Annotated in this window: 3 protein-coding genes and 1 pseudogene; 2 read left to right on the forward strand and 2 right to left on the reverse strand. The window is 73.8% G+C overall.

The features are described from left to right. Positions 1–168 precede the first annotated feature (168 nt). Positions 169–1,341 carry a methyltransferase domain-containing protein gene (locus G3I40_RS33745; protein ID WP_164558646.1) on the forward strand — a complete coding sequence of 391 codons (1,173 nt, stop codon included), beginning with the start codon at positions 169–171 and terminating at the stop codon, positions 1,339–1,341. Between the two features lie 31 nt (positions 1,342–1,372). On the opposite strand, the gene G3I40_RS33750 is transcribed toward G3I40_RS33745, so the two are convergent. Together G3I40_RS33750 and G3I40_RS33755 are read right to left on the reverse strand one after the other, a co-directional pair. Further along, positions 1,373–2,650 (reverse strand): sigma-70 family RNA polymerase sigma factor, encoded by a 1,278-nt coding sequence (locus G3I40_RS33750; protein ID WP_343245103.1) that lies wholly within the window; start codon positions 2,648–2,650, stop codon positions 1,373–1,375. A gap of 52 nt (positions 2,651–2,702) precedes the next feature. Further along, on the reverse strand, positions 2,703–3,059 hold the full coding sequence (locus G3I40_RS33755; RefSeq protein WP_164558647.1) for a YciI family protein: 357 nt from the start codon (positions 3,057–3,059) through the stop codon (positions 2,703–2,705). Positions 3,060–3,226: 167 nt separating this feature from the next. Here G3I40_RS33755 and G3I40_RS47595 point away from each other — a divergent pair. Continuing rightward, positions 3,227–3,376, forward strand: a pseudogene (locus tag G3I40_RS47595) (class I SAM-dependent methyltransferase); the annotation flags it as partial.

The following is a 3,376-nucleotide window of genomic DNA, read 5'->3' on the forward strand; positions in this document are numbered from 1 at the left end:
GCGCAGCGCGGCCCGCCGGCCGGGTCTGGCACGGGTCACCTCTACGGCGGTTTCTTCGTTTTGTCGTACTAGTTGCATGGCGCCGGATCCTTGCAGCTCAAGGGCCTGATCACGGGCCGACACCGCGGCCGGGCGCGCACCGTCCTCCGACTGGCCCACAATGATGCGGTGAACGACTTCTCCGCCCTGCTCAGCCCGGCCGGCCAGGCCCTGCTCGACGTACTGCGCGACCACGACCCGGCCCAGGAGCTCGCGCTCGCCACCCGGCTGCGCCGCGAGCACCCGGCGGAGCTGGTCTCGGCGGCGCTCGCGCAGGCGCGCCTGCGACAGCGGGCGGTGGCGAAGTTCGGCCCCGAGGACGCGTCCCGCATGTACTTCACGGCGCACGGGGTCGAGCAGGCGACCCGGACGAGCGTCGCCGTGCACCGGGCCGAGTCCTTCGAGGCGCTCGGCGTCCGGTCCGTCGCCGACCTGTGCTGCGGCATCGGCGGCGACGCGATCGCGCTGGCCCGCGCCGGGATCTCCGTGCTCGCCGTCGACCGGGACCCGGCGACGTGCGCCGTGGCGCGGGCCAACGCCGAGGCGCTCGGGCTCGCCGGGCTCATCGACGTACGGGAGGCGGACGTGACGGAGGTGGACACGTCCGGGTACGACGCCGTGTTCGTGGACCCGGCCCGGCGCTCGGACAAGCGCGGGCGGATCTTCGACCCCGAGGCCTACTCCCCTCCGCTGTCCTGGGCCGTGTCCGCCGCGCTGCGGGCACCCCGCGCCGCGCTGAAGATCGCGCCCGGCATCCCGCACGAGGCGATCCCGGAGCAGGCCGACGCCGAGTGGATCTCCGACTCCGGGGACGTGAAGGAGGCCGTGCTGTGGTTCGGCACACAGCCCGGCACGCGGCGGGCCACACTGCTTCCCGGTGCCCGGACGCTGGCCGGGCGAGGACTTCCCGACCCCGAAGTGCGCCCCGTGGGGCGGTACGTGTACGAGCCGGACGGCGCCGTCATCCGGGCGCACCTGGTCGCCGAGGTGGCCGAGGAGGTCGGCGGCGGGCTGATCGACGAGACCATCGCGTACGTGACGGGGGACGAGCTGCACGCGACCGCGTACGCCGCCGCGTACGAGATCACCGACCAACTCCCCTTCAACGTGAAGAAGTTGAAGGCGCTGCTGCGGGAGCGGGAGGTCGGGGTGCTGACCGTGAAGAAGCGGGGGTCCGCCGTCGAGCCCGAGGAGCTGCGGCGCAAGGCCATGCCGAAGCCCTTCGGGAAACGGGCGGTGACGGTGTTCCTGACCCGCGTCGCGGGAGCCCCCACGATGCTGCTCGGCCAGGCCGTGCGCTGAGGCCGCGGGGCGCCGCCCCGGGCCTCGCTCCTCACTCTCCCCCGGGGCGGGACCTGCGCAGCAGGAACTCCCGCTCCCGTTCGTTGCGGGTGAGGGACGCCGCCCGCGCGAACTCCGCCCGCGCCTGCGCCGGCCGTCCCAGCCGCTCCAGCAGGTCCCCCCGCACGCTCGGCAGCAAGTGGTAGTCGCGCAGCGCCGGTTCGTCGGCGAGGGCGTCCACGAGCGCCAGGCCCGCCTCCGGTCCGTCCGCCATCGACACCGCCACCGCCCGGTTCAGCTCCACCACCGGCGACGGGGAGCGCGCCGCCAGCAGGGCGTAAAGGGTCGCGATCTGGGCCCAGTTGGTGTCCTCGTAGGTGTGGGCCCGGGCGTGGCAGGCGGCGATCGCGGCCTGCAGGGCGTAGGCCCCGGGCGGGCCCGGCGCCACGGCCTCCGACCTGCCGAGCGCGGCGAATCCGCGCCGGATCAGCAGTTGGTTCCAGCGCGTCCGGTTCTGGTCCTTGAGCAGGACCGGCGTCCCGTCGGCCGCGGTGCGGGCGGCCGCGCGGGAGGACTGGAGCTCGATCAGCGCCGCCAGGCCGTGCACCTCGGGTTCCTTCGGCATCAGCGACTGCAGGACGCGGGCGAGGCGCAGGGCGTCCTCGCACAGGCCCGGGCGGAGGTGGTCGTCGCCCGCCGTGGCCGCGTACCCCTCGTTGAAGATCAGGTAGATGACCCCGAGGACCGAGCCGAGGCGGGCCTCGCGGTCGGGGCCGTGGGGCACCTCGAAGGCGACGTTCTTCGTGGCGAGAGTGCGCTTGGCACGGACGATGCGCTGGGCGACCGTCGCCTCGGGGGCCAGGACCGCGCGGGCGATCTCCGCGGTGGTCAGGCCGCCGAACAGCCGCAGGGTGAGCGCGACGCGGGACTCGGCGGACAGCACCGGGTGGCAGCTCATGAAGACCAGGCGCAGCAGGTCGTCGTCGATGTCGTCCGGGTCGGCGGCGACCTGGTCCTCGTACGCGAACTCCGTCGCCCGGCCGACCTCCTGGAGCTTGTGCGCGTAGTTCTCGCGACGGCGCACCAGGTCGACGGCGCGGCGCCGGGCGACGGCGGTGAGCCAGGCGCCCGGGTTGTCGGGGACGCCGGCCGCCGGCCACTGCTCCAGGGCGGCGACCAGCGCGTCCTGCGCCAGTTCCTCCGCTATGCCGACGTCGCGTACGACGCGGGTGACGGCCGCGATGATGCGCGGCGCCTCCATGCGGAAGACGGTCTCGACGGCGCGGGCCGCGCCGTCGTCCGGGTGGGCTGTGGGCTGTCGCTCGGTCACAGCCCACCATCAGACACCGCGGACGGCCGGGCGCCAAGGTCCGCGGCCCGTCTCAGCCCTCGGCGATCTCCCGGACCTCGGACGTGACGGTCCAGTGGTCCTCGTGGACCTTGAGGAACCGCTTGGTCCACTCCAGGACCTCGGCCTCGTCCTTCGCCTGGATGATCGCGTAGCCGCCGATGACCTCCTTGGACTCGGTGAAGGGGCCGTCGGTGACGGTGATCTCGCCCTTCTCGTAGTGCACGCGCTTGCCCTGCGAGGACGGGGTGAGGCCCGCCGTGTCGAGCAGGACGCCGGCCTTGGTCATCTCGTCGATGAGCGCGCCCATGCGCTGCATCAGCCCCTCGCTGGGGCCCTCCGCGGGGGCGTCGTTCTCGTCGATGCGGACCATCGTCAGGTAGCGGGGCATGATCGTCTCCTGCGTTCTCGGGTGCGGGGCCGGCCGTGCGTTCCCGGCCTCTCACCCCTGCGTCGAACGGGAGACGTCCGGATCGACACGGCCGCCGGATTTTCTTCGGGAGATTCTCCGGGGCGATTTACGCGGCGCTCACCACCGGCCTGCCAGGGTGCTCCCCCATGCCCTTCGACCACAACGACCACTACCACCGGCTCCTGCTGAGCCGGCTGCCCGCGGGCGGGCGCACCGCGCTCGACGTCGGCTGCGGCACGGGTCGCTTCGCGCGCCGGCTCGTCGCGCACGGGTACCGGGTCGACGCGCTCGACCCG

It is taken from the genome of Streptomyces sp. SID14478, from assembly GCF_010548525.1.
In the GTDB taxonomy this organism is placed as follows: domain Bacteria; phylum Actinomycetota; class Actinomycetes; order Streptomycetales; family Streptomycetaceae; genus Streptomyces.